Genomic DNA, 7750 nt, shown 5'->3' on the forward strand with positions numbered 1-7750 from the left:
CAAATGAAAGCATTTTACAATGGGATTCTTGATCTAAGGTCAAAATAATAAATTATTATTATAAATTAATATGTTGAGTGACTTTTTACGTTATTTTCTGTGAGGATATTGAGAAATAGAATGGGGAAGCGAAGAAATCAAAGTGCTTTTAAAGCAAGATAGAGATTTATATCGCATGGCTGGGGGAGGGGGAGATCTAATGAAAACAGCTGGATGGCTTTGTCTGTTGGAGGAGAGTGTTGTTTTTTCGCATCATATTCTCTTTAAGAATTAAAAAATATTTAAAATTAAAAAAATGATTGAAATGAGAAAGGATTCGTTTTATAGAAATTCTTGCCCAAAGTCGCACGTGCCTGTGGGTGTCCGCTGGTTCTCAAATGGTGAAGTCAACCGGTACGGTACCTGGAACTAACCGCTCCAGTCATTCTTGCAGCCAATTGCAAGAATGAGGACATCTTGAAGCAACGACGGTGCGGGCCTTTCTGGTGTCTTCCAGATATACAAATGCTGGGATAACTATAGAGGCACACCTCATTGCCTTCAGTGCGGAAGTGGTTTTCTCAACTCCAATCAAAAAGGCAGATAAATATAGAATGACGCGGCTTTCGCGCTGTTCTTTCGCTGCATACAATGCTAATTTCTGATTTTTTGTGATCAGAATGGGGATGGTTGTTGTGTGTTTTTTGTCCTTTGGCTTTTGGCAGTTTTGGCTGTCCAAGCATAAAGTGGGGGGTATTCCCTCAAGGAGAATTGCAGATGGCAACGCAACGTATTCGCGATTTTCTTGCCACACATCGTTCTGAAGGTCCATGCTTAATCGTTGACCTTGATGTTGTTCGTGACAACTATTTAAATTTTGAAAAAGCTCTGCCGCAGTCTCGTATTTTTTACGCAATAAAGGCTAATCCAGCTCTTGAAATCTTGCGTTTGCTAAATTCTTTAGGATCTTCTTTTGATGCGGCCTCTGTTGCAGAAATTGAAATGGCTTTACAAGCAGGGACAACGCCAGAGCGTATTTCTTTTGGGAATACGATAAAAAAAGAGCGTGATATCGCGCAAGCCTATGCATTGGGTGTTTCACTTTATGCGGTTGATTGTATTGAAGAAGTGGAAAAAATTTCACGTGTTGCTCCAGGAGCACGTGTCTTTTGTCGCGTGCTTACCGATGGAAAAGGGGCAGAGTGGCCATTGTCACGCAAATTTGGTTGCGTCCCTGCTATGGCGGTTGATGTGCTAAAACGTGCCCACCAATTAGGTTTGCAAGCCTATGGTGTTTCTTTTCATGTTGGGTCTCAGCAGGTTGATCTAAGTGCCTGGGATCGTGCTTTATCGGATGCTGCTAGCGTTTTTAAAAATTTGGAACAAGAAGGTATTTCATTGAAATTGGTGAATATGGGGGGCGGTTTTCCAACGCGTTATTTGAAAGATGTTCCTACAGAACAAGTTTATGGTAGGGTCGTTTTTGATTCATTAAAAAAGCATTTTGGTAATCGTATCCCTGAGACGATTATTGAACCAGGGCGCGCGATGGTTGGCAATGCTGGTGTTATTCGCACAGAAGTTGTTTTGATCTCTAAAAAAGCTGACAATGATAATGTCCGATGGGTTTATCTGGATATTGGAAAATTTAATGGTCTTGCTGAAACGATGGATGAGGCTATTCGTTATCCTATTGAGACCCCTCATGATGATCAGGTTATGGAGCCTTGTATTTTGGCTGGACCAACATGCGATTCGGCAGATGTTCTCTATGAAAAAACACCTTATCCCCTTCCTTTATCTCTAACGATTGGAGATCAGCTATTGATCCATGGAACGGGTGCTTACACAACAACTTACGCATCTGTTGCTTTTAATGGTTTTGAACCTTTACGATCCTATGTGATCTGAGATTTCCTTTTAACTATAGGTTTTTTTAGATTTTTTTCTATGCTCGTTATTGGGCTATAAGAGGGTGGGTTATCGAGATGAACATGATTAATTTTCAAACAAAAGATGGGGCGTATTTTACACTTTTATTGGAGCAAGAAGCCGATGAGCCTTATCGAGAAATTTTGCTTGATGCAACGATGGGGCAGGGACGTAAACGTAAATCATCAGAGGCTTTACGTCGTGGTCGATTAGCGGCTCAAGGGCTTTCTTTTGTGGTTAAAAATACGCTTGGTGAACTTGTGGGGAGTGTCCGTCTTTGGCATGTTGCTTTTTTTAAAGAAAAAAATGAAGCACAACATGCTTTACTTTTGGGCCCTTTAGCTGTTGCAACTGAATGTGCTGGGATGGGAATAGGATCAATGTTAGTTTGCCATGCAATTGAAACAGCCAAAAAATTGGGATATGGCGCTATTTTTTTGGTAGGAGATTTTGAATTTTATCAACGTTTTGGTTTTTCAAATCGCTTAACAGAAAATTTGGCAATGCCTGGTCCTTACGAAAAGAATCGTTTTCAAGCCTTGGAATTGATACCACGCTATCTTTCTGGATGTTATGGCACTTTGATTGCTAGTGGAGAACGAGCTGTTTCGAGTCATTTTCAGCATCATAAAGTGGCTTGAAGAGTGTCTTTATTTCGTTTTTTAATAATGCCTAGCATTTGGAAAAGTGTTCGTACAAAGTTTGGGGGAGTTGCTTTGCGATTGTTTTATATGGCTTTCTTATAAAGCTGGTTTCTTGTTTTTGATCGGTTTAATTAAGGTCGTAGGAATATATTTAAAGCTCATTTTTTTGAATGAGAGTCCTATTTCATCATATTGAAAAGAACCCAATTCTTGAGTGATTTTGGGTGCGTTAACTATCGTTATAAAATTTTCTAGCTTTATATCATTGGCCGCATTGGTCGATCTTGTATTGAGACAGTTTTTATTTCCCTGCCGTGAGGGGCAAGGGTATGGTTTTGATTGATTCATCATGAATAGCTTTCAAATAGGAAGCTATTGACAACATTCAGATTTTTCATGATAAAATACACCGTGATAAACTATGATTATAAATCAATGTATTTTTACAACGAGAGCTTCTCGTTTATGCTACTGAATTGTTCATAACAGAAATGATTGTTTGCCTATTGGGAGGAGAATATTGAAAACCTTTCTTAAGGTATTTGGGGGCAGATTCAATATGGACGGAATGTACGTTTTTTAGGGATTAAAGAGGTGTATGGGCGTTTCTATTGAAGATGTAAGAGAATTTTGCTGTCGTTAACAGTTGTGAATTTACCATGGTAAGAGTAGGGCATAGAAGATGATCATTCACTGATCAATTTTATTCAAAAAGAGAAAAATTTTATACCATTTTAGCGCTTACAGAAAGGGAAGTGGTTTCAGAAAGAAAAATATGGCAGCAATAGAATCAAAAGTGTAGATATCCACTTTTTGAAAGAACGTAAAAAAAATAAAACGATATGTTTGAGAGCTTTTTTTGAAAAAAATCATTTGGCAATGCGTATGAGAGTGTCGGATAGAGGTTGATTGTCTCGTTTCTAATTTTCGTATTCAGAATCAAAAAAACTTTGTTCTGTATGTTATCAAGGACATGGGTGCGTAAATAAAAATCACGAGAGCCTCTGTTATGAATCTCCTTAAGATGACATCATGGGAAGTTAGAAAAGAGAATGATGATATAAATATTCTCGTAAGTGTTAAAAGTGCAAAACCAACCAAAGCAGTTTCCATTCCAAGAATTGACTGAAAGTTTACTACAAAAAGTGAAGCATAAAGAATTTTAAAGGATAATTTTTATAAGGGGAGACGTAAAATGAGGTTGCAAAATAAATAGCAGGAACAAATTTTCTTTTAATATTTTTTCTACTCTATGATGAAAAATCAAAAATCTTATAAAAAGAACTGCTTCGTCTTTATGGTGTGCAAGCTGTTTATATAAGCTCTTTGTTTGTTATCATCTAAAATAACTTTTCATGTGAGACGTTATTTTAAAGTGCATAAGGAGTTTGTTTTGAAAAGAATTTTTATCAAGAAGAATCATTTAGAATCACATGTTGATTCTACTATCTATTAAGAAAAAACAAGGTGAAAAAGAATCGAAGAAAGTGATAAAGATGAAAAAGTATTCCTCAATTTAAATTAAGCTTAGTGACTTGGTGGCGAATCTATGAGGGGTGGTATTTTTCTGAGAAAAATGGTCATAAATGTCAAAATACCGAAGACGATAGTGATGATAAAGAAAATATCACCAAAAGCCATAATCATTGCTTGTATGCGTACCATACCAAACAATTGAGAAAGAGCAAGCGTATACGAATCAAAGGTTTCTGTTTTGAAGAATAAAGTAAATTTTGAAAGCATTTCAGTTGCTTGTCTGTTTGCGTGGTTGATTGTGTCGGCTATTCGTTCATAATGGAAGTCCGTGCGTTTTGTCATGAGAGTGCTGATAATGGCAAGTCCTACAGCCCCCCCTAGATTCCGTGTAAGATTAAAGAGTCCAGAGGCATTTTGCATGCGTTCTGGTGGAAGTGTTCCTAAGGCAATATTATTAATAGGAACCATACATAACATTACAGAAGAACCACGGAAAACTTGTGGCCAAAAGAGCTGCCAAAAATCCCAGTTATCAGTGATAGAACTCGCCATCCAAGTTCCTATTGCAAAGCCTAAAAGTCCTATTGCCATCATCAAACGTGCATCCATTCGTGCGGAAAGATATCCGGCAAGAGGTGCCGTTAATAACATGACAAACCCAGAAAGAAACAATGTTTCTCCAATCATGAGGGCATCATAATGGCGGATTTGGCTTAAATAGACAGGATAAAGGTATGTGAGTCCATAAAGACCAATTCCCAAAGAAAAAGAAAAAATGGATGCAGCAGAAAAATTAAAATTAGAAAAAGTCGTAAGATCAACAATAGGCTCTTTTGCTGTAAATGCGCGCCAAAAGAAGAGCGCGGCAGACAAGATCATAATAATGAATAAGTCCCGAATCAGCCGATCATTTAGCCAATCATGACGTGCGCCCTCTTCTAGTACATACTCTAAAGTTCCTAGAAAAACAGCCATGGAAATGAGGCCAAACCAGTCAAATTTAGCCATGAGAGATGGATTTGCTTTATCAAAATCAATCAATTTCCAAGCGAGAATTGAAATAATAATCCCAAAAGGCACATTGATGAGAAAAAGCCAGTGCCATGATAAGATATGACAGAGATAACCTCCGACCGTTGGACCAATAGTGGGGGCTAATGTTGCGACTAGTCCAACGATAGGGACAACGATTGGGCGCTTGGAAGGAGGAAAAAGTATATAAGAGGCGGAAAAAACACTAGGGATAATCCCTCCACCAATAAAACCTTGCAATGCACGGTAGATAATCATCTCTTCAATCGATGTTGCTGTCGCACAAAGAACAGAAGTAATTGTAAACCCGATTGCTGATGTGGTGAAGAAAACACGTGTTGAAAGCAATCTTCCTAAGAATCCAGAAAGAGGTAACATGATGACTTCAGCGATGAGATAGGAGGTTTGAACCCATGAAATTTCTTCAGAGCTTGCAGCAAGACCAGCTTGAACTTCGGCTAAAGAGGAAGCAACGATTTGTATATCCAAAATCGCCATGAACATGCCAAAGGCCATAACGATAAAAATCACAATGTTACGGATTTCTATACGCTCTTGAGACTGTACAGGCTTTGGTGTTGAAGATGTCATAATAATGAGGTCATTTGCTTGTTATTATTAAGAGACTTTTATCTTATGGTTTTGTCCGTGTATCAACTTCTACTGAAACACTCATTCCTGCTCGGATATGTCCGGTTTTTAAGACTTCTTCTGGAATAGAAATACGTACGGGAATGCGTTGGACAATCTTTGTAAAGTTACCGGTAGCGTTTTGTGGAGGAAGAAGAGAAAAAACAGCACCTGTTGCCGGTGAGATAGAAACCACTGTTCCTGTAAAGACCTCATTTTTGAAGGCATCGACAGAAATATAAGCCTTTTGTCCTGCATGAATATTTTGCAACTGTGTTTCTTTATAGTTTGCTTCAATATAAAGCGCATGGATGGGGACTAACGCTGCAAGACGCTGGCCATTTACAACAAAATCTCCCGTTTTTGCTGTTAAATTTCCTATAATTCCATCAAATGGCGCGCGTATAATGGTTGAATCAAGATCACGTTGTGCTTTTTCACGCGAAAGTTCTAAGCTTTTTGTTTGGCTTTCTGTTTCACTTCGTTGTGCTTCTAGCACTTGGATATTGGCATGAGCTGCGGCGATTTGTGCATCTGCTCTTTTCACATTCGCAATGGCTTGTTCATAAGCTGATTTCGCATCATCGACATTAGATTGAGGCGCGTAACGATTCTCTTTAAGTTCTGTTACACGTTTTAAGGTGAGTTGTGCATTGGTTGCTATGGCTGAGGCGGCTGTTTTTTGAGCTTTTGCATCATCTAAAGCACTATGCGCTGCTGTGATTTGTGCATCAATGCGTAGAAGTGTTTTTTTCTGTGTGTTGAGACGCGCCTCTGTTTGATCTAAGGCTATTTGATAATCACCATTGTCTAAGTAAAATAAGACATCGTCTTTTTTTACAATTTGGTTCGCTTTAATGGCAATTTTTTCAATATATCCGTTTAATTTGGGCGCAATAGCTGCGATATCTCCTTGCACATAGGCATCTTCCGTGGAAAGCATATAACGCCAATGAGTTATCCATTTATAGCCAAACCAAAGTATAAAAAGTGCAAAGACGATAAAAAGAGCCTTGATTATCTTTTTTTGTTTTATTCTATTGAGTTTTTTTGTTGAAGAAATTGTCTCAGATACGGACATGATTTATATTTCCAATATTTATGTTCCAACGCGTATAATAAGCCCATCACTTTAGGGTAGGGTGATATACATGCAAGGGCGATAAGAGCTTTTCAAAAAGCTAAGGCAATCTTCGAACCATAATACTAAATATATAGGCTTGCAAGTTAGAGGTCTTATTTTGTTGCGCATTTCTTACAAAGACCTCGTACTTCGAGAGTGCTTTTGTGTGCTTGAAAGTCAACAGCTTGAACCATTTGTTTTAAACTAGAGACAATCATTTGATTTTGTATTTCATTGACTTTACCACAGTTTTCGCAAATTATAAAAGTTGTGAGTTCGTTTTGGCAGCTTTCAGGATGTAAACAGACCATAAAGGCATTTGCACTTTCAAGGCGGTGAATGCATTTTAGCTGTACGAGTTTTTCTAACGCACGATAAACTTGGAGAGGTGCGCGAAAACCTTCTTCGCGTAAGTGATCGAGAATCGCATAAGCACTTAAAGGCCCTTTTGCATTCTTTAAAGTGTTCAAAACCAATGTTTGGTTACGCGTCAGTTTCGATGACATTGACATCTCCCTTTTGCTCTCATGAAAAAGCATAAAGCGGATAAGATGTTTATGCAATGATGATTATAGAATATGTCGCCTGCCTTTAAATCTTTTATATGATGTGTGGATGTGCGTCGTGATGTTTAAGGAGAGTTATAACTGTTGTGAGAAGAGGGGGAATATGATTTAAGAGTTGGCATGTTATTCTTAAGCTGTTCTATTTTTTCTCTATTAAATTTTCAAAAAAGGAAAAAATGATATTGACTCTTTTGTTGAAAGAGTACTATATACGTCGAGTAACGAGAGCGGTTTCTGCTTGCGATGGTTGGTTTTTGCTCTTGTTTTGAGAACTAAGATTTATCATATATGCATTGTTTTGCCTTTTAGGTTTTTATTTTGCACTATTTAGTGTATGATATTTTTTGGTTTTAAAACGGTTTATTGAC

Annotated in this window: 5 protein-coding genes; 2 read left to right on the forward strand and 3 right to left on the reverse strand. The window is 37.9% G+C overall.

The features are described 5' to 3' along the window. Nucleotides 1-756: 756 nt before the first annotated feature. Nucleotides 757-1890 (forward strand): type III PLP-dependent enzyme, encoded by a 1134-nt coding sequence (locus tag CEV08_RS05310; protein WP_100130673.1) that lies wholly within the window; start codon nt 757-759, stop codon nt 1888-1890. Between the two features lie 77 nt (nt 1891-1967). Next, nucleotides 1968-2552 (forward strand): GNAT family N-acetyltransferase, encoded by a 585-nt coding sequence (locus tag CEV08_RS05315; RefSeq protein WP_100130674.1) that lies wholly within the window; start codon nt 1968-1970, stop codon nt 2550-2552. 1530 nt (nt 2553-4082) lie between these two features. On the opposite strand, the gene CEV08_RS05325 is transcribed toward CEV08_RS05315, so the two are convergent. From CEV08_RS05325 to CEV08_RS05335, 3 genes are all read right to left on the reverse strand, one after another. Continuing rightward, nucleotides 4083-5654, reverse strand: coding sequence for a DHA2 family efflux MFS transporter permease subunit (locus CEV08_RS05325; RefSeq protein WP_100130676.1), 1572 nt, complete (start codon nt 5652-5654; stop codon nt 4083-4085). Nucleotides 5655-5697: 43 nt separating this feature from the next. Then, entirely contained in the window at nt 5698-6774 is a 1077-nt protein-coding gene (locus CEV08_RS05330; protein ID WP_100130677.1) for an HlyD family secretion protein, read from the reverse strand. A gap of 155 nt (nt 6775-6929) precedes the next feature. After that, entirely contained in the window at nt 6930-7322 is a 393-nt protein-coding gene (locus CEV08_RS05335) for a Fur family transcriptional regulator (RefSeq protein WP_100130678.1), read from the reverse strand. Nucleotides 7323-7750 lie beyond the last annotated feature (428 nt).

Source organism: Bartonella tribocorum (assembly GCF_002778015.1).
Lineage (GTDB): Bacteria > Pseudomonadota > Alphaproteobacteria > Rhizobiales > Rhizobiaceae > Bartonella > Bartonella tribocorum_B.